The sequence below is a fragment of the Phytobacter sp. genome, from assembly GCF_059074235.1.
Window position 1 is genome coordinate 166,537 of the sequence record NZ_JCACPZ010000004.1, and the last position, 17,741, is coordinate 184,277.

Genomic DNA, 17,741 nt, shown 5'->3' on the forward strand with positions numbered 1-17,741 from the left:
GAGACAACGAAATATCAATAACTTAAAATCTATCAATATTCACATTTAATGCATAAAAAGTGAATAAGATGACGAGGAGAGTGATTGCGGCTGAGTTAAAACAGAAAGTTTATGCATCAGAAAAATTAATTATGAAAGTGTGATCATCAGCGAAATTAATCTTTGAATGGCGCTACATTTTGGGGCGGCATGCACCGTTGCGGGGCGTCAGGCTATTTCTGCCAGACATCTGCAAACCGCCGTATGCTCCCGATGGAGGGCCTACTGTTCCCGTAGTCCCTTTCCCCCTTTTCTGCTAACATTCCTGCCACATTCCCTCAGCACTCTGGCGGCGACTATGAAATTTGTCTCTTTTAATATCAACGGCCTGCGAGCCCGACCTCATCAACTGGAAGCGATCGTCGAGCAGCATCAGCCTGACGTCATTGGTCTGCAGGAGACGAAAGTCCATGACGATATGTTCCCGCTCGAAGATGTCGCTAAACTCGGTTACAACGTCTTCTATCACGGGCAGAAAGGCCATTACGGTGTGGCGCTGTTGACCAAAGCCACGCCAATTTCCGTTCGCCGTGGTTTTCCGGATGACGGTGAAGAAGCGCAGCGTCGTATCATCATGGCGGAGATTCCTTCTCCATTGGGAAATATCACCGTAATCAATGGCTACTTCCCGCAGGGCGAAAGCCGCGACCACCCGACGAAGTTCCCGGCAAAAGCGAAGTTTTACCAGGACCTGCAAAATTACGTTGAAACCGAGCTGAAGAAAGAAAATCCGGTGCTGATCATGGGTGATGTCAACATCAGCCCAACCGATCTGGACATTGGCATTGGTGAAGACAACCGCAAACGCTGGCTGCGTACCGGAAAATGCTCCTTCCTGCCGGAAGAACGTGAGTGGATGGATCGCCTCATCAACTGGGGTCTGGTGGACACCTGGCGCGCCGCGAATCCGGACAACAACGAGCGCTTCTCATGGTTTGATTACCGCTCAAAAGGTTTCGATGACAACCGTGGCCTGCGTATAGACCTGCTGCTGGCAAGCGCACCGCTGGCGGAACGCTGCATTGAGACCGGCATTGATTACGATATTCGCGGCATGGAAAAACCGTCCGACCACGCGCCGGTCTGGGCGAAGTTCAAAATCGACTAATCCCGCCCATCTCACTCTGCGGCAGCCCTCAGACTGCCGCTTCTTACTGAGATCTCCGCCATGGCTCATCCGCTCACTTTCCTTCAGGCCCAGCAGCAGCATGCTGTCATCATCGACACCCGTGATAGCGCCTCTTTTAACGGCTGGCCTGCTGAAATGGATGGAACAATCGGCCACGAAACAGGTGCACTCCATCTGGCTGGTGATTGGTTGAGCCTGATGGATAACGGGGCATTACAAGCCTGGATATCCGCTCACGCACTCACGCCTGATACCGTTATTGCGCTTTACGGTGACGAGAGTGAACGGGTTCGCCAGCGTCTCATGCAAGTAGGACTTAAGGCCGACTACACGCTCAGTGATGCCCTGACTATTCCCTCCCGCCTCATGTTTCTGCCAGGCTTTCAGCAATGGGTCTATCCGCAGTGGCTATGTCGCCTGTTACAGGGTAAAGCCGTTTATGCAAAGCCCACTGCTGGGTGGCGCATCATTGAAGTTGTCACTGGTGACACCGCTGTTAAAGCGCATATTCCGGGCGCGACCTGCCTTAATATCAATCACCTTGAATCTCCACCTCTCTGGAACGTGGTGCCGGCGTCAACGCTTTCGTCTGTACTTGAGGCGCAAGGTCTTCGCGTTGATACCACTGTTATCCTGTATGGTCGTCATCTGCTGGCCACTGCGAGAGCCGCCCATATTCTGCTTTATGCGGGGGTTGAAGATGTTCGTATGCTGGACGGTGATGCCTTTAACGCAGAGTTCCCGCAAGCAACAACCCAGCTACCTCCCCCCCGCCATCACACCGATTTTGGCGTCACGGTCCCTGCGCGCCCTCAACTGATGATCAACATGGTGCAGGCGCAAAGTCTGTTACATCGCCAGGACGCCTCGCTGGCGAGCATTCGAAGCTGGCAGGAACACACCGGGCAGAGCAGTGGTTACGATTACATTTGCGCGAAAGGTGATATTCCTGGCGCTCGCTGGGGTCATGCCGGAACAGATAAAGACGGGATGCAGGATTACCTCAATCCCGACGGCACATTGCGCAGTGAGGAAGCGATAACGGCGATGTGGCAGGCACAACACATAAGATCAGAACAAGACATCGCGTTTTATTGCGGTACCGGCTGGCGTGCCTCGTTGGCCTTTATGTGCGCCAGGGCGATGGGCTGGCAGCGGATTGCCGTCTATGATGGCGGCTGGTACGAATGGAGCCAGAAGAACACGCACGGAGAAACATGCTAAAAATTATCGACGTTGTTGCGGCCATTATTGAACGCAACGGGAAAATTCTGCTGGCGCAGCGTCCCGAACAGGGCGACCAGGCGGGTTTATGGGAGTTTGCTGGCGGGAAAGTGGAGCCCGGCGAGACGCAACCTGAGGCATTGATTCGTGAGCTACGCGAAGAGCTGGGCATCGAGGCGACACCCGGGGATTACGTTGCCAGCCACCAGCGGGAAGTCTCCGGGCGCATCATCAACCTGCATGCCTGGCATGTGCCGGTGTTTACCGGCACGCTCACTCGCCATCATCACACCGCGCTGGTCTGGTGCGCGCCTGACGACGCGCTGAACTGGCCCCTCGCCCCGGCAGACATTCCCCTGCTTGAGGCGTTTAAGGTTTTATGCGCCGCCAGGCAAGCGGATTAGTCGAAATGGCCCGTTCATCTCGCCCGCATTGCAGCAACACGCCTTCCATTTTGACGACCGCACCCTCTGAGTAATTTCGTCCCTCATAAATGCAGCACTGGTTGCACGGAGGGGGATTTTGCTGCCCACCCGAACTGAACACCTCCGGCGGCACATTCACTTGCACATCCGGCGAAATCTGCCGATTGGCCTGGACGCCTGCTGATACCACCATCAGTAAACCGATCATCACCCTGAGCGTACGCTTCATGACATTTTCTTCCTGAATTAATCCTTTAATTACTATAACGGATCTCTATTAATGAGCAGCAGTTTCTTGCGTCATCGTTTTTTGTTATGACAGAAGGCTGATTATTAATTTCGCGCCACTGACCGATTTTTGCTTGCTTTACGTCACATTGCGGATGTTATAGTCGAAAACCGCTGAATTTTTAGCTGACATAAAAACATAACATCCAACATCTAGCATAAGAGGCTCTTATATCTATGGAACAGACATGCACTCTTGAATCGTTCCTTTCCCACGTTCAAAAGCGCGATCCGCACCAGACCGAATTCGCTCAAGCCGTCCGTGAAGTCATGACCACCCTGTGGCCTTTCCTCGAACAAAACCCACGTTATCGCCAGCTATCTCTTCTGGAAAGACTGGTTGAACCTGAGCGTGTGATCCAGTTCCGCGTGGTGTGGGTTGATGATAAAAACCAGGTGCAGGTTAACCGTGCATGGCGCGTGCAGTTCAGCTCCGCCATCGGTCCTTACAAAGGCGGTATGCGTTTCCACCCGTCCGTAAACCTGTCTATCTTGAAATTCCTCGGCTTTGAGCAGACATTCAAAAATGCCCTGACCACGCTGCCAATGGGCGGTGGTAAAGGCGGTAGCGATTTCGATCCTAAAGGGAAAAGTGACGCTGAAGTGATGCGTTTCTGCCAGTCATTGATGACTGAACTGTATCGTCATCTGGGATCAGATACCGATGTCCCTGCGGGCGACATGGGCGTGGGTGCACGTGAAGTCGGCTTTATGGCCGGGATGATGAAAAAGCTGTCTAATAACAATGCCTGCGTCTTCACCGGCAAAGGTCTCTCTTTCGGCGGCAGCCTGATTCGACCGGAAGCCACCGGTTACGGTCTGGTTTACTTCGCAGAAGCGATGTTAAAACGCCATGGTTTGAGCTTCGAAGGGTTACGCATTTCTGTCTCTGGTTCAGGTAATGTGGCGCAATATGCTATCGAAAAAGCGATGGAGTTAGGTGCACGAGTCATTACCGCCTCTGACTCCAGCGGAACTGTGGTCGACGAAGCTGGCTTCACCAAAGAGAAACTGGCGCGTCTGATTGAGATTAAAGAGCAGCAGCACGGTCGCGTGGCAGATTATGCCCGTGAGTTTGGTCTGCAGTATCTCGAAGGCCAGCAGCCATGGTCTGTTCCGGTTGACGTTGCCCTGCCGTGCGCGACTCAGAACGAACTGGATGTGGATGCCGCTCGTCAGCTCATCGCTAACGGCGTGAAGGCCGTTGCGGAAGGGGCAAATATGCCAACCACTATTGCGGCAACGGATCTGTTCCTGGAAGCGGGTGTGCTGTTCGCGCCGGGTAAAGCCGCCAACGCCGGTGGTGTCGCGACATCGGGTCTGGAAATGGCGCAAAACGCCGCTCGTTTGGGCTGGAAGGCTGAGAAAGTGGATGCGCGCCTGCACCACATCATGCTGGACATTCACCAGTCTTGCGTTCAGTACGGCGGTGAAGCGAAGCAGACGAACTATGTTCAGGGTGCAAACATTGCAGGCTTCGTGAAAGTCGCCGATGCAATGATTGGTCAGGGACTTATCTAAAAAATAAAGCCGGGTGGCTTAACGCTTCCCGGCTATTCGGTATCAGGCCTGGTGTCTATTTTAGCACCGGGCCTTTTTATTGCTCAGGCTCGTGCAACGAGTGACGATACGATTTCCCGATGGCGTTTAAGAATGATGGCAATTTGCTCATCTGCGGTGAGCTCGTTAAACAATTTGTCGTGGCTTTCAGAACGCGTGTTGCGCAACGCGGTGGGGATCTGCACTACGGTATTTTCTACTGATTTTTGCTCGCTCATTTTCCAGTCCTGCTACTAAATGGTCTGTGTTCGCGCGCATCATAATCCTGTTTCTCTATGACAGGAAGACGACAAGATCACGTCTTCCTGCATATTGGGCAATTTTACGCCATCTTTGGGCAATTTCACGGAAACGAACGCAACAAACCGATCAGGTTGCGGCCGGTGGCGCCGAAGCATCCTCACCACGCGGTTTTCGTCCGCTGCGTTTGCTGGCGGCTTTTTTCTTACTGTCCGCCGGAGCAGTAATGCCCCTGAAACGCTGCACCGGTGTATTACGCGCCTGATGAATCAACTCGTGCAATGTGCCAACCAGCGGCTGCATAAAGTCCTGATACCGACACTGCTTTTCACTGATTTGTGTCAGCACCGATTCCCAGTGCGCAGTCATGTCGGGTCTGCCTGCCATCTCGGGGAGAGAGTGGATCAGCGCACGTCCCGCATCGGTAGACAGAATATAACGCCCTTTCTTAGTGAGAAAACCGCGCTTAAACAGCAGCTCGATGATGCCAGCACGGGTCGCTTCCGTTCCCAGTCCGTCCGTTGCGCGCAGGATTTTCTTCAGCTCTTTATCCTGTACAAAGCGAGCGATACCGGTCATGGCGGAGAGCAGAGTGGCATCAGTGAAGTGGCGCGGTGGCTGGGTTTGACGCTCGACCACTTCGCCCTTCTCACACAACAGTTCATCGCCTTTGGCAACCACCGGCAGCGGTGTCCCGTCGTTCTCTTCATCACGCTCTTTGCCACCGAGCAAGGTACGCCAGCCTGCTTCAGCAAGGAAACGGGCCTTCGCGATGAACTTACCATTGGCGATATCTAAATCAATCTGACATTTGCGGAAGACCGCATCAGGACAGAATTGCAGCAGATACTGACGGGCAATAAGGTTGTAAACGTCGGCTTCGCTGTGAGTCAGATTGACCTTCGAGGTGCGTGCCGTCGGAATAATGGCATGGTGGGCATCGACCTTTTTATCGTCCCAGCAGCGGTTGCGCAAATCCGGGTTGACCACCGGCTGAGGCAGCAGATTCTGCGTATGTACGCTTATCGCGTTCATGACAGCATGACGCCCGGCGTAATGTTCCTCCGGCAGATAACGACTGTCAGAACGGGGATAGGTGATCAGCTTATGGGTTTCATACAGCTTCTGGCAGATATCCAGGACGCTCTGCGCGCTCAGACCATAGCGTTTGGCGGCTTCAATCTGTAATGCCGACAACGAGAACGGCAACGGTGCCGGTTCTGATTCCCGTTTATCGTTATAACCGGTGACGTTTGCGGGCTGCCCGGCAATTCGCGTCACCACGTGATCGGCTAACTGACGGTGTAACAGTCGTCCTTCTTCGTCCTGATACGGCTCGCAGGCTTCACTTGGCTGCCAGAGGGCAGTAAAACGCTCTCCGGCGGGGGTGACAATATGGGCTTTCACTTCAAAGAAATCTTTCGCCACGAAGTTTTCAATCTCTTCGTCACGACGGACCACCAGCCCGAGCAGTGGCGTTTGCACGCGCCCAACGGACAACACGCCCTGGTAACCGGCATTACGGCCCAACAGCGTGTAGGCGCGGGTCATGTTTATTCCGTATAACCAGTCGGCGCGGGCGCGAGCCAGCGCTGAAACGCACAGCGGCACAAACTCGCTGTTGGAACGTAAACGGGAGATCGCCCGCTCTACGGCCTGCGGGTTAAGATCGTTGATCAGACAGCGCTGCACCTGTTGACGCTTGTCAGCGGGCAGTTCGAGATAATCAATCACCTCGTCCACCAGCAGTTGTCCTTCCCTGTCCGGGTCACCTGCGTGTACCACTTCCGTGGCATCGGCCAGCAAACGTTTGATGACATTAATCTGTTTGGTCACGGAAGGACGTGGCTGCAGTCGCCATTTTTCCGGCACGATAGGCAAGTCGGCAAGATTCCAGCGGGCGTAGCGGCTGTCGTAGACATCCGGCTGCGCCTGTTCAAGTAAGTGACCAATACACCAGGTCACTACCTGCCCGTTTCCGCACTCAATGTAGCCATCGCCTTTGCGATGTGGCTTGGGTAGCACATCAGCAATGGCGCGGCCAAGACTCGGTTTTTCTGCAATAAACAACCGCATCGACTTAACGGATCTCAATCATCGGACGACCTGCACGGGCACTCACCAGTTCACCCACGGCGGCAAGCGTAATGCCGAATTCCGCAGCAGTGGCATAGACTTCACTTTCCGCTTCCGGGGCGACCGCCAGCAGCAGGCCACCGGAAGTTTGTGGGTCACACAGCAAGTCGCGCACCGCTTCCGGCATCTCACCCATCAGGTGACCATAGCTGGCAAAGTTACGTTGCGTACCGCCCGGCACCGCACCGAGGGCGATGTACTCCTCCACGCCCGGCAGTTTCGGCACATCCTGATACCAGACCTGCGCCTGAACGCCTGCCCCCTGGCACATCTCGCTCAGGTGACCCAGCAAACCAAAACCGGTGACATCGGTCATCGCCTTCACGCCGTTGATACCGGCAAAGGCAGCGCCCGCAAGGTTCATCTGGCACATCACTTCCGTCGCCAGACCCTGATGTTCAGGTTTCAGCAGCGACTTTTTCTCCGCCGTGGTCAGCACGCCAATACCCAACGGTTTGGTCAGGAACAATCTGCAACCTGCCTGCGCCGTGCTGTTTTTCTTCACCCGGTCGGTGGGCACCACGCCGGTAACCGCGAGGCCAAAAATTGGCTCCGGCGCGTCAATGGAGTGACCGCCTGCCAGCGCAATGCCCGCCAGTTGGCAGGCGTGACGACCGCCTTCAATGACTTCACGGGCGATTTCCGGGGCCAGCGTGTTAATCGGCCAACCGAGGATCGCGATCGCCATGATCGGTTTGCCGCCCATCGCAAAGATATCGCTGATGGCATTTGTCGCCGCAATACGGCCAAAGTCGAACGGGTTATCCACGATAGGCATAAAGAAGTCGGTGGTGCTGATAACACAGGTACCGTTACCTAAATCGTAGACTGCCGCATCATCACGGGTTTCGTTACCCACAAGCAGGTTCGGGTCGAGAAACTTCGCCTGTTCACTGTGCAGGATGGTATCGAGCACCTTGGGGGAAATTTTACAACCACAACCCGCTCCGTGGCTGTACTGGGTCAGACGAATACCGTTTTCGTTCATGGACATCTCCTGTCAGGACAATCTGACTATGGTAACGCTCAAAGCCGAAAGTGATAAGCGAGACTGTCTGAATTGCGGCGATTCGCTCACAATCCAGACAGATTTACCGGTGGGTATCAGAAATGACGCACGAACGGTGCGGTATCAGGCACGCTGACCGTGGTGGAGGCTTTCAATTGTGGCGTGCCGAGATAAAGGAAGCCGACAATCTGGTCCTGCGCGCGGCAGTCAAATGCCTTACGCACTACCGGACTGTCCGTCAGCGGGCCGGTACGCCAGATGCCGTTAAAGCCCTGCGCTAGTGCCGCCATTTGCATTGCCATCACCGCACAGCCGGCGGAGAGCAGTTGCTCCCATTCAGGAACTTTATGGTTCTCTTCGCACTTCGCCACCACAGCGATGATCAGCGGTGCGCGGAACGGCGAGGTGCGGGATTTCTCCTGCGCTTTCTCATCCAGTCCCGCATCCACGGCGGCGGTTTCCAGCGTCTGGCTGAAACGCTCGCGACCTTCCCCTTCAATCAGGAAAAATTGCCAGGGTTGCAGCGTGCCATGATCCGGTGCACGCATGCCCGCTCGAAGAATGTTTTCCAGTTGTTCGCCTGCCGGGGCCGGTTCAGCCAACCGGGAAGCACTGCGACGGTTGATGAGCAGATCAAGTGCATCCATTAGTTAAACTCCTGTATTGAAATTTGTTCCTAAAATTAACACGAGCATAGAATTTGTTACAGCACCGACCGCGATTCCTGCTGACATTAGGCCGCAGGGTAATTAGGATAACCTCACTCCCCGCTCAGGGCAGCGGGAGACATTACTCATCAGGGAGAATGCATGCGAACCCTTTGGCGCATTATTGTTGGTTTTTTTAAGTGGACCTGGCGATTGCTGAATTTTATTCGCAATCTGGTACTCAACATATTCTTTATCTTGCTGCTGTTAGTCGTGGTTGGCGTCTGGATGCAGTTCAGCAGCAGTAAGACAGAACACAGCAGCCGCGGTGCGCTGCTGATGGACATCACCGGGGTGGTGGTCGATAAACCCAGCGCCAGCAACCGTCTGGGTGCGCTGGGACGTCAGGTCTTTGGTGCCAGTTCAGACCGTTTGCAGGAAAACTCGCTGTTCGACATCGTCGATACCATTCGCCAGGCACAAGGCGATCGCAATATTACCGGTATCGTGTTGGATCTGAAAAACTTCGCCGGGGCGGACCAACCGTCTATGCAGTACATCGGTAAAGCGCTGCGTGAATTCCGTGACAGCGGCAAACCGGTCTATGCAGTTGGCGATAACTACAGCCAGGGTCAGTACTACCTCGCGAGCTTCGCCAACAAGATTTGGCTCTCTCCGCAAGGTGTTGTCGATCTGCACGGCTTCGCCACCAACGGTCTGTACTACAAGTCCTTGCTCGATAAGCTGAAAGTGACGACCCACGTCTTCCGTGTAGGCACCTATAAATCAGCCGTTGAGCCGTTCATTCGTGACGATATGTCACCAGCGGCCCGTGAAGCCGACAGCCGCTGGATTGGCGAGCTGTGGCAAAACTATCTCAACACCGTTGCCGCTAACCGTCAGGTGACGGCGCAACAGATCTTCCCGGGTGCACAAGGCGTGCTGGACGGCCTGCGCAAAGTCGATGGCGACACAGCGCAATACGCACTGGACAACAAACTGGTGGATGAGCTGGGGTCGAGTGCCGATGCTGAAAAAGTGCTGACCAAACAGTTTGGCTGGGATGATAAGGACAAACATTTCCGCGCCATCAGCTATTACGATTATCAGTTGAAAACGCCAAGCGACATCGGTGACACCGTGGCAGTCATCTTCGCCAATGGTGCGATCATGGACGGTCAGGAAACTCCGGGCAACGTCGGTGGCGACACCACGGCCTCGCAGATCCGCGATGCACGCCTGGATCCAAAAGTGAAAGCCATCGTCCTGCGGGTTAACAGCCCTGGCGGCAGCGTGAGCGCCTCGGAGGTGATTCGTGCAGAACTGGCCGCGGCGAGAGCAGCAAACAAACCGGTTGTCGTCTCAATGGGTGGCATGGCCGCGTCCGGTGGTTACTGGATCTCCACACCTGCCAACTACATCGTGGCAAACGCCAGCACCCTGACCGGTTCCATCGGTATCTTCGGTGTTATCAATACGCTGGAAAACAGTCTGGATACCATCGGCGTGCATACCGACGGCGTGGCAACATCGCCGCTGGCGGACATGAGCATCACCAAAGCCCTGCCGACAGAAGTGCAGCAAATGATGCAAATCAGCATCGACAACGGCTACAAGCGTTTCATCGACCTGGTAGCGAAATCGCGTAACAGCACACCAGAACAGATAGACAAAATTGCCCAGGGCCACGTCTGGACAGGTCAGGATGCGAAAACCAACGGACTGGTCGATGGATTGGGTGATTTTGATGATGCCCTGACCAAAGCCGCTGAACTGGCGAAGCTCAAGCAGTGGCACGTCGACTGGTATGAAGATGAGCCGTCATTCTTTGACCGGGTGATGGACGGCATGTCCGGGTCCGTTCGCGCCATGTTGCCGCAGGCACTGCAGGCTTACCTCCCTGCCCCGCTTGCCAGCGCAGTGGTGCAGGTGAAAGCCGAGACAGACAAACTGGCCGCGTTTAACGATCCACAGAACCGTTATGCGTTCTGCCTGACCTGCGCCAATATCAAATAAGGCGTAGGTCTAAAACCTGTGAAGGCGGTGGCGAAAGCTTCCGCCTTTTCTTTTCGCTTTCGCTGCATCAAACATTCACTGAGTATATACTCCCCCCACTTTGTGCTAACACGTCCTCTATCATGCAAAAAAAATCGATTTATGTTGCCTACACCGGCGGTACCATCGGTATGCAACGTTCTGAACACGGGTATGTTCCGGTCTCCGGCCATTTACAGCGTCAACTGGCGCTGATGCCTGAGTTCCATCGCCCGGAAATGCCGGACTTCACGATCCACGAATATGACCCGCTGATGGACTCTTCGGATATGACCCCCGAAGACTGGCAGCACATCGCAGACGATATCAAAGCTCACTACGACGAATACGACGGCTTCGTGATCCTGCATGGCACTGACACCATGGCGTACACCGCCTCTGCGCTGTCGTTCATGCTGGAAAATCTCAGCAAGCCTGTCATTGTCACCGGCTCGCAGATCCCGCTGGCCGAGCTGCGATCCGATGGGCAGATTAACTTGCTGAACGCGCTGTATGTGGCAGCTAACTTCCCGATCAACGAAGTGACGCTGTTCTTCAACAACCGTCTTTATCGTGGCAACCGTACCACCAAAGCCCACGCTGACGGTTTCGATGCCTTTGCGTCGCCAAACCTTGCGCCTCTGCTTGAAGCCGGGATCCACATTCGCCGCCTGAATACCCCTCCGGCACCACAAGGCGACGGTGCGCTGATTGTTCACCCGATTACCCCACAGCCGATTGGCGTGGTGACCATCTATCCGGGCATTTCCGCTGACGTGGTACGCAACTTCTTACAGCAGCCGGTCAAGGCGCTGATTTTACGCTCTTATGGTGTCGGTAATGCCCCGCAGAATGGGCAATTCCTCAAAGAGTTGCAGGAAGCCAGCGATCGCGGCATCGTGGTGGTTAACCTCACCCAGTGCATGTCCGGCAAGGTCAACATGGGTGGCTATGCCACTGGCAACGCGCTGGCGCATGCCGGAGTGATTGGCGGTGCAGATATGACCGTAGAGGCGACCCTGACGAAACTGCACTATCTGTTGAGTCAAAACCTGGACGCGGCGGCTATTCGTGCAGCTATGAGCCAGAACCTGCGTGGTGAACTCACGCTGGACGAGTAAGGAAAGCGACATGAAACGTGCGTTACTGCTGGTCGATTTGCAAAATGATTTCTGCGCCGGTGGCGCGCTGGCTGTGGCTGAAGGCGACAGCACGGTGGATGTAGCAAACCAGCTAATTGACTGGAGCCTGGCCCGAAATGAACCGATTGTGGCGACCCAGGACTGGCACCCGGCAAACCACGGCAGCTTCGCCAGTCAGCATGGCGTCGAGCCTTTTACGCAAGGGCAGTTAGACGGCTTACCACAAACCTTCTGGCCGGATCATTGCGTCCAGCAGAGCGAAGGGGCGCAGCTGCATCCTTTGCTCAACCGTGCGGGCATCAATGAAATCGTGCATAAGGGTGAGAACCCGGCTATCGACAGCTACAGTGCTTTTTTCGATAACGGGCATCGGCAAAAAACGGCGCTGGATGACTGGCTACGTGCGCATGCTATTACGGAGATCACCGTGCTCGGTCTGGCCACTGACTACTGCGTGAAATTCACCGTGCTGGACGCGCTGAAACTGGGTTATCAGGTCAATGTGATAACCGATGGCTGCCGTGGCGTGAATCTGCACGCTCAGGACAGCGCACAGGCCTTTATGGATATGGCCGCCGAAGGGGCAACGCTATACACTCTCGCGGACTGGCTGGAAACGCAGGCGTAACTATGGTGTCCGGCCCCCGGCCGGACCACTTTCAGGACAGACTGGAGATCTCTTCCAGCGAGACCATCCGCGTCTCGATACCGAACACAAACAGGATCAGCGAGCAGCAAAAGAGCAGCCCTCCCAGCACTGAAAATACCGCATAAGCCCCGTAGTTCGTCAGCAAGGATGCCACGCCGTAAGGGGTAAACACTGCAACAATCCGCCCTACCGCATTGACGAAGCCCGAGCCGCGAAGGCGCATATGGGTTGGCCACAATTCCGGGACATAGACTGCGGAAGCAAAACAGACATACATGTAGAGAAAGAAGATCAGCACCAGTCCAATAGAGAGAATGGCCCACTCTTCCTTTTGCAGCGAATACCAGTACCCCAGCAGCGCCACAATCATCAGCAAAACGGAGCCAAACCATTTGCGCGGAAACTTATCAATCACCAGTGCAGCGATAAAGATCCCGACGGGTGCGCCCACCATAATAACGGCGGTCATCATAATGGATTTGGTGACATCAATTCCCGAGTTCACAAATATCGTCGGGATCCACACCGTGATGGTATAAAGCGAGATATTCATCGCCACCAGCACGGTTATCGCCACCAGCGTGCGCCTCAGCATTGCGCCACGAAAAAGCTGCATGAAGCCGTCTTTTTCTGCTCTGTTGGCTGCCGGTTTCACCATGGGTATCACATCTGTGAATGCTATCTTTTTCTCTTTTGCGACCCGCCGCTCAATGTCCAGCAAGCTTTGGTGCGCATGTTCTGCTTTACCCTTCCCTGCCAGCCAGCGCGGCGACTCGATGAAATATTTGCCGGATAAATACCATGCCAACAGCATGGCAATGCCGCCCAATAAGAACATCACCCGCCAACTGAGAAACGAAATCACCACCACGCCGATAGCCGCTGAGATCATCGGTGACCAGTTACCAACAAACGAGAGGCGCGCCGACCATTTGCCGCGCACCGTGGGCGGAATAAATTCGGTAAAAGAGGCATAGCCCACCATAATTAGCGCCCCCATGCCGATGCCCATCATGCAGCGTAAAAATATAAGCCAGTGCATATCCGGTGAAAACGTGGCGGCGGTGGCAGAAAAGCCCACAATCAGCAGATTAATGCGAAACGCTTTACGCCTTCCCAAATAATCGCCGATAAAGCCGCCCAGCAATGAGCCGAGGAAATAGCCGAGCATCAATGCAGAAGTAAAAGCAGCATTAAGATAATTCGTTGACCAGCCATTGCTGATTAATTTTGCCAGCACCACATTACCGGAATAACTCAAAAAACCCGTAATTAATAAACTAAAGCCAATGGTGCCAAATATCTGATAATGAAATGAAGAGAGCGGCAAGCGATCCAGTCTTGCACCAATAGGGTCATGATGTTCCATTGTCTATGCCTCACAGTATACCTGGTGAAAAGGTCACTTTTCGTAATCGGAATAATCTCCGTCAACCACATGGCGTGGTTCACATGTGTAATTATTTTATTTATTCACCAGGTCGAGACAGTTAAATATAGCAAACAGAGTGCCTGTAACCCCTCCGTTTGCTTATATTAATAGACAAGCTGAATGTTGTTTTGTTTGCAGAAATGAATCCACTGCTCGCCTGGTTTTTTATCCGTAATAATATAATTGATATGACTAAAGTCGACTAACTGCACAAAGGCTTTGCGATCAAACTTTGAGTGATCGACCAGCAGGGCAACTTCGGTCGCCTGACGAATCATCACTTTTTTAATGTCCGCTTCAGCCTCATTGGAGTCCAGCGCACCGCTGTCGATGTCCAGACCTTTACAGCTCATCACCATGATATCGACATGGTACTTACCAATGATCTCTTTGGTAATCCGCCCCTGAAAAGAGAGCGTGTTTTTATTGAACTCGCCTCCGGTCGAGACAATATTGATCTCGGATTGTGCCAGCTCACGAAACGCTTCCGTGGAATTGGTCAATAAGGTGAGATCTTTGCGCTCTTTCAGCAGTTTCAATAATTCCATCGCGGTGGTGCTGGAATCTGCCGCCAGGGTGGTTTTATTATTGATAAACGGTAATGCATTCAGCGCGATAGTCTGTTTTTCTTCATAAAAGGATTTTGCCCGTTTATAAAAATGGACATTATCCGCCAGGGTCGCACTATTTAAAACGGCACCACCGTAAGTTCGGGTAATAATACCTTCCGCTTCCAGTTTTTCTAAATCACGACGAATAGTTTCTTCCGTCACCTGAAAAAGGGTACTCAGATGAGTAACGGTAACTTTCTTTTCATTCGTTACCATCTGTTTAATGGTTTGCAGTCTGTCTTTTGCAGCCACGATTTATGCCTCTGCTTCATTCAACACCATGATATACAGGCAGTATGTCACACGCCATGTTTATTTTCAAAAGAATATATTTGAATCACAGATTTAAACATCTGTTTTACGAAACAGAGGCATTCATCTATTACTGATACTTATTAGTTAATGTATCAGCCATCTCTTTCATTAATCTTTCATCGTTGTCCGAAAGCGTTATTGCCGTTGCCTGGACATTTTCACGTACCTGCTGCGGCGATGTCGCACCACTTAATATCGAAATGACCGGGCTTTGTTTCAGGATCCACGCCAGCGCCAGAGTCGGGATGGTGCACTGGTATTTGTCACAAAGTGGCTGCCAGCGTTCAAGCATATCAATCACCTGCAACATATTGTCGCGCTGGAACCACAGCTTGTTTGCCTGTGCGCCCACCGGAACATAATCACGCGCAATCGTCCCCGTTAACAACCCCTGCTCCAGCGGTGAATAAACCTGAACGATGATCCCGTGCTGCTGGCAAAGCGGCAAAATATCTCGCTCGATCTGTCTGTCCAGCAGGCTGTATTTGGCCTGCACGATATCCAGGTCACCGTGGCGCAGGTACTCTTCGATATGTCCGATGTCCACATTTGCCGCACCAATGGACTTAATTTTCCCCTCTTTCTTCAGTGCATTCAGCACCTCAACGGTTTCGCTGATGGGCGTGAAATGCGGCGGCACCGACTGCCAGTGGGTCATGTAAATATCGATAGCCTCGATATTCAGCCGTTTCAGGCTCGCATCCACCTCTTCGCGGATGGACTCCGGCGTGAGGTTTTTGTACAACTGGCGATCGCCCACTTTGTTAAACAAGCTACCCGTGCGTTCCCAGACAATGCCGCACTTGGTTTCGACAATCACCTCATCTCTCGGCAGGCCCGCCAGTGCCTTGCCGACAATCACTTCGCTGTTGCCAAAGTTGTAACCGGGTGCGGTATCAATCAGGTTGATGCCACAGCGCCAGGCTTCGACGATGGTATCGATACAGACCTGGGTCTCAAGATCGCCATTCCATGCCGGCCCACCGCCAATGGCCCACGTACCCAGACCCAGTTGTGAAACACTCAGACTGGTTTTTCCCAACGGTATTCTTTTCATGCCAGTTTTACCCTTCGTATTCATCGAGCAATTGTTCAACAAGCTGCCTGTTTTTGACCCCGGTGGTCGCCCCGACGCTCAGCACCGAAATCGCCGCCGTGGCGTTGGCGAAGAGCGCGCAGTCACGCAAGGATTTCCCCTCCAGCAATCCGCTGATAAACCCCGAGGCAAAATTATCGCCGGCACCGATGGTGTCGATGGCCGTGATCCCCCTGACAGCAGGTACTTCCAGACGCTCTGAACGACTTTTGATAAAGCAGCCTTTCTTGCCGGTTTTAATCACCACTGTTTTAACGCCGCATTGCAGAAAAGCGTCGGCGATACCGTCGAGGGAGTCCTGACCGGTCAGGGTTTTTGCTTCATCAAAATTGGGGAACAGATAGTCCACATAGCCCAGCGCAGTGCGGATATCAGCCAACGTCTCTTTCAGGCGTGGCTTGATCATGTCAGCGCAAATCAGCAAGTTGTGCTGTTTCGCTTGCTGGAAAATCTCCGTCAGCGCCCCACCATCAAGCAAAGGGCTGTTAAAAATGCTCGCCAGCGACAGCACCTTCGCCTCTTTAAAGCGGCTGAAATCCACATCCCCCAGACACAACTTCCACAAGCTGCCGTTACGGTTGGTGACAAAGGTGCGTTCACCGTCCGCCGTCACCAGCCCGACGTTGATGGAGGTATCGATTGTGTTATCCTGGCGCAGACTTTTAATATCGATATTCTCCTCACGACAGCGCCCGAGGATGAAATCCCCTGCCGCATCTTTTCCGATGCGGCTGTTGAGTGCTGTTTTGTGACCAAGGCGGGAGATGATCATCGCCTCATTAATGGCGTCACCGCCGGTGGTCATCGCAATGCGTTCCAGTGGGTAAGAGTCCACATCAAAGATGTTTTTACTCACCGGTTGCAGCGGGATGTCCACGATTGCCGCCCCTATGCAAATGACCTCGATGTTGCTCATGGCTGCGCGTCCGCTTTTCCATCTGAGCCGAAGAGTTTGATTTTTTCCAGCGCACGTTCTTTCACCGCTTTACGCACTTCACGCTCCAGGTGCAGGAACGGCTGATGCTGGTTCTCTTTAACCGCTACCATCGCTGCCTGGCAGAGTTCGGTATGAATGTTGATTTTGGCGATGCCCAGAGATATAGCGGTCTTGATATCCTCATCGCTGATACCGGATGCACCGTGCAGTACCAGGGGAACAGTGACTGCTTCACGCACACGCTTAACCACATCAAAATTCAGCTTCGGTGCCGAGGTATAGACACCATGCTGGTTGCCAATGGCCACCGCCAGCGAATCACAACCGGTGCGGGCCACAAATTCTGCCGCCTGATCCGGGTCGGTATAGTGATAATCCGCCAGCGCTTCTTCATAGACGGTTTCATTACCGACGTGGCCCAGTTCTGCTTCAACCGGAATGCCCAGAGGGTGGAAATAATCGACCGCTTGTTTGGTCAGACGAATATTTTCTTCGAATTCGAATGACGACGCATCGCGCATTAACGAGTTCATGCCATGTTCCCAGGCATTATGAATAATTTCCATACTGCGACCATGATCCCAGTGGGTAATCACCGGCACGCTGGCTTTTTTCGCCATAGAAACCATCATGTGGGAGAAGTCTTCAAAAGACGTGTTGCCCACAAACCCGGTGCCAAAAGAAATAATAACGGGTGACTTACTTTCTTCTGCCGCATCAATAACACCCATGAGCATTTCGGCATTCCAGACATTGAAATGGGCGATGGCATAGTGATTATTTTGTGCGTGTATTTCCCAGAACCTGATATCTGCTAGCATGAACTAC

General features: G+C 53.4%; 17 protein-coding genes. 7 read left to right on the top strand and 10 right to left on the bottom strand.

What is annotated here, in order from left to right; all coding sequences use genetic code 11:
- Positions 1-337 precede the first annotated feature (337 nt).
- The 3 genes from xthA to AC5JPW_RS04740 are packed head-to-tail and all read left to right on the top strand — an operon-like array spanning position 338 to position 2,796.
- On the top strand, positions 338-1,147 hold the full coding sequence (xthA, locus tag AC5JPW_RS04730) for an exodeoxyribonuclease III (protein ID WP_494238517.1): 810 nt from the start codon (positions 338-340) through the stop codon (positions 1,145-1,147).
- Positions 1,148-1,198: 51 nt separating this feature from the next.
- The gene (locus tag AC5JPW_RS04735) at positions 1,199-2,392 is read left to right on the top strand and encodes a rhodanese-like domain-containing protein (RefSeq protein ID WP_494241130.1); all 1,194 of its coding nucleotides are present in this window, start codon (positions 1,199-1,201) and stop codon (positions 2,390-2,392) included.
- The gene (locus tag AC5JPW_RS04740; protein ID WP_494238518.1) at positions 2,386-2,796 is read left to right on the top strand and encodes a pyrimidine (deoxy)nucleoside triphosphate diphosphatase; all 411 of its coding nucleotides are present in this window, start codon (positions 2,386-2,388) and stop codon (positions 2,794-2,796) included. The genes AC5JPW_RS04735 and AC5JPW_RS04740 overlap by 7 nt, the downstream gene beginning before the upstream one ends.
- Here AC5JPW_RS04740 and AC5JPW_RS04745 read toward each other — a convergent pair.
- On the bottom strand, positions 2,762-3,046 hold the full coding sequence (locus AC5JPW_RS04745) for a DUF1496 domain-containing protein (RefSeq protein ID WP_494238519.1): 285 nt from the start codon (positions 3,044-3,046) through the stop codon (positions 2,762-2,764). The genes AC5JPW_RS04740 and AC5JPW_RS04745 overlap by 35 nt on opposite strands.
- 236 nt (positions 3,047-3,282) lie before the next feature.
- Between AC5JPW_RS04745 and gdhA the strand changes: the two genes are divergently transcribed.
- Positions 3,283-4,626 carry an NADP-specific glutamate dehydrogenase gene (gene gdhA, locus AC5JPW_RS04750; protein ID WP_494238520.1) on the top strand — a complete coding sequence of 448 codons (1,344 nt, stop codon included), beginning with the start codon at positions 3,283-3,285 and terminating at the stop codon, positions 4,624-4,626.
- A gap of 83 nt (positions 4,627-4,709) precedes the next feature.
- Here the strand turns inward: gdhA and AC5JPW_RS04755 are convergent, their stop codons facing one another.
- The 4 genes from AC5JPW_RS04755 to AC5JPW_RS04770 form a co-directional block, all read right to left on the bottom strand.
- Positions 4,710-4,883, bottom strand: a complete 174-nt coding sequence (locus AC5JPW_RS04755; RefSeq protein WP_494238521.1) for a hypothetical protein — start codon at positions 4,881-4,883, stop codon at positions 4,710-4,712.
- Positions 4,884-5,034: 151 nt separating this feature from the next.
- Positions 5,035-6,981: a DNA topoisomerase III gene (locus AC5JPW_RS04760; RefSeq protein WP_494241132.1), complete on the bottom strand. Its 1,947-nt coding sequence runs from the start codon at positions 6,979-6,981 to the stop codon at positions 5,035-5,037.
- A 4-nt stretch (positions 6,982-6,985) separates the two neighbouring features.
- Positions 6,986-8,029 carry a selenide, water dikinase SelD gene (gene selD, locus AC5JPW_RS04765; RefSeq protein WP_494238522.1) on the bottom strand — a complete coding sequence of 348 codons (1,044 nt, stop codon included), beginning with the start codon at positions 8,027-8,029 and terminating at the stop codon, positions 6,986-6,988.
- Positions 8,030-8,145: 116 nt separating this feature from the next.
- Positions 8,146-8,697, bottom strand: coding sequence for an NAD(P)H nitroreductase (locus AC5JPW_RS04770; RefSeq protein WP_494238523.1), 552 nt, complete (start codon positions 8,695-8,697; stop codon positions 8,146-8,148).
- Positions 8,698-8,859: 162 nt separating this feature from the next.
- Between AC5JPW_RS04770 and sppA the strand changes: the two genes are divergently transcribed.
- The 3 genes from sppA (at position 8,860) to pncA (ending at position 12,501) form a co-directional block, all read left to right on the top strand.
- Positions 8,860-10,713 carry a signal peptide peptidase SppA gene (gene sppA / locus AC5JPW_RS04775; RefSeq protein WP_494238524.1) on the top strand — a complete coding sequence of 618 codons (1,854 nt, stop codon included), beginning with the start codon at positions 8,860-8,862 and terminating at the stop codon, positions 10,711-10,713.
- 122 nt (positions 10,714-10,835) lie between these two features.
- The gene (ansA, locus tag AC5JPW_RS04780) at positions 10,836-11,852 is read left to right on the top strand and encodes an asparaginase (protein WP_494238526.1); all 1,017 of its coding nucleotides are present in this window, start codon (positions 10,836-10,838) and stop codon (positions 11,850-11,852) included.
- A 10-nt stretch (positions 11,853-11,862) separates the two neighbouring features.
- Positions 11,863-12,501: a bifunctional nicotinamidase/pyrazinamidase gene (gene pncA, locus AC5JPW_RS04785; protein ID WP_494238528.1), complete on the top strand. Its 639-nt coding sequence runs from the start codon at positions 11,863-11,865 to the stop codon at positions 12,499-12,501.
- Between the two features lie 31 nt (positions 12,502-12,532).
- On the opposite strand, the gene AC5JPW_RS04790 is transcribed toward pncA, so the two are convergent.
- From AC5JPW_RS04790 to AC5JPW_RS04810, 5 genes are all read right to left on the bottom strand, one after another.
- Positions 12,533-13,891, bottom strand: coding sequence for an MFS transporter (locus tag AC5JPW_RS04790; RefSeq protein WP_494238529.1), 1,359 nt, complete (start codon positions 13,889-13,891; stop codon positions 12,533-12,535).
- A gap of 167 nt (positions 13,892-14,058) precedes the next feature.
- Entirely contained in the window at positions 14,059-14,817 is a 759-nt protein-coding gene (locus tag AC5JPW_RS04795) for a DeoR/GlpR family DNA-binding transcription regulator (protein ID WP_494238531.1), read from the bottom strand.
- Between the two features lie 130 nt (positions 14,818-14,947).
- On the bottom strand, positions 14,948-15,937 hold the full coding sequence (gene ydjG, locus AC5JPW_RS04800; RefSeq protein ID WP_494238532.1) for an NADH-dependent methylglyoxal reductase: 990 nt from the start codon (positions 15,935-15,937) through the stop codon (positions 14,948-14,950).
- A 7-nt stretch (positions 15,938-15,944) separates the two neighbouring features.
- Positions 15,945-16,892: a carbohydrate kinase family protein gene (locus AC5JPW_RS04805; protein WP_494238534.1), complete on the bottom strand. Its 948-nt coding sequence runs from the start codon at positions 16,890-16,892 to the stop codon at positions 15,945-15,947.
- Complete coding sequence (locus tag AC5JPW_RS04810) at positions 16,889-17,734, bottom strand: ketose-bisphosphate aldolase (RefSeq protein WP_494238536.1); 846 nt, start codon at positions 17,732-17,734, stop codon at positions 16,889-16,891. Before AC5JPW_RS04810 ends, AC5JPW_RS04805 begins: the two co-directional genes overlap by 4 nt.
- Positions 17,735-17,741 lie beyond the last annotated feature (7 nt).

Bases quoted from the DNA above. Each gene is read 5' to 3' on its own strand.
- sppA (WP_494238524.1), top strand. From the start codon at position 8,860: ATGCGAACCCTTTGGCGCATTATTGTTGGTTTTTTTAAGTGGACCTGG.
- xthA (WP_494238517.1), top strand. From the start codon at position 338: ATGAAATTTGTCTCTTTTAATATCAACGGCCTGCGAGCCCGACCTCAT.
- AC5JPW_RS04760 (WP_494241132.1), bottom strand. From the start codon at position 6,981: ATGCGGTTGTTTATTGCAGAAAAACCGAGTCTTGGCCGCGCCATTGCT.
- AC5JPW_RS04745 (WP_494238519.1), bottom strand. From the start codon at position 3,046: ATGAAGCGTACGCTCAGGGTGATGATCGGTTTACTGATGGTGGTATCA.
- AC5JPW_RS04740 (WP_494238518.1), top strand. From the start codon at position 2,386: ATGCTAAAAATTATCGACGTTGTTGCGGCCATTATTGAACGCAACGGG.
- gdhA (WP_494238520.1), top strand. From the start codon at position 3,283: ATGGAACAGACATGCACTCTTGAATCGTTCCTTTCCCACGTTCAAAAG.
- AC5JPW_RS04810 (WP_494238536.1), bottom strand. From the start codon at position 17,734: ATGCTAGCAGATATCAGGTTCTGGGAAATACACGCACAAAATAATCAC.
- pncA (WP_494238528.1), top strand. From the start codon at position 11,863: ATGAAACGTGCGTTACTGCTGGTCGATTTGCAAAATGATTTCTGCGCC.
- ansA (WP_494238526.1), top strand. From the start codon at position 10,836: ATGCAAAAAAAATCGATTTATGTTGCCTACACCGGCGGTACCATCGGT.
- selD (WP_494238522.1), bottom strand. From the start codon at position 8,029: ATGAACGAAAACGGTATTCGTCTGACCCAGTACAGCCACGGAGCGGGT.
- AC5JPW_RS04805 (WP_494238534.1), bottom strand. From the start codon at position 16,892: ATGAGCAACATCGAGGTCATTTGCATAGGGGCGGCAATCGTGGACATC.
- ydjG (WP_494238532.1), bottom strand. From the start codon at position 15,937: ATGAAAAGAATACCGTTGGGAAAAACCAGTCTGAGTGTTTCACAACTG.
- AC5JPW_RS04755 (WP_494238521.1), bottom strand. From the start codon at position 4,883: ATGAGCGAGCAAAAATCAGTAGAAAATACCGTAGTGCAGATCCCCACC.
- AC5JPW_RS04770 (WP_494238523.1), bottom strand. From the start codon at position 8,697: ATGGATGCACTTGATCTGCTCATCAACCGTCGCAGTGCTTCCCGGTTG.
- AC5JPW_RS04790 (WP_494238529.1), bottom strand. From the start codon at position 13,891: ATGGAACATCATGACCCTATTGGTGCAAGACTGGATCGCTTGCCGCTC.